Raw genomic sequence first — 284 nt, 5'->3', positions numbered from 1 at the left:
ACTACAGCGGCTCCACCAACCAGGAATACGACACCGCCTTCTACGAACGCATCGAAGTCATCCGCGGCGCCAACGGCCTGCTCAGCGGCGCCGGCATTCACTCGGCAACCGTCAACCTGCTGCGCAAGCGCCCCGGCAAGGAGTTCGACGCCTCCTTCGCCATCAGCGCCGGCTGCTGGGACTTCCGCCGCATGGAAGCCGACGTCAACGCCCCGCTCACCCGCGGGGGCCGCTTCCGCTGCCGCGTCGTTGCCGCCTCTACCGATCGCGAGCTGGATTACGAC

At 67.6% G+C, this 284-nt stretch carries 1 pseudogene; it reads left to right on the top strand.

The features are described 5' to 3' along the window. Positions 1-284, top strand: a pseudogene (locus tag ACQG3P_RS19415) (TonB-dependent siderophore receptor); the annotation flags it as partial.

This window comes from Stenotrophomonas sp. SrG (assembly GCF_050031795.1).
In the GTDB taxonomy this organism is placed as follows: domain Bacteria; phylum Pseudomonadota; class Gammaproteobacteria; order Xanthomonadales; family Xanthomonadaceae; genus Stenotrophomonas; species Stenotrophomonas rhizophila_A.
Note: the sequence above shows the minus strand (reverse complement) of the source record. Positions and strands in the feature narration are given on the sequence as shown.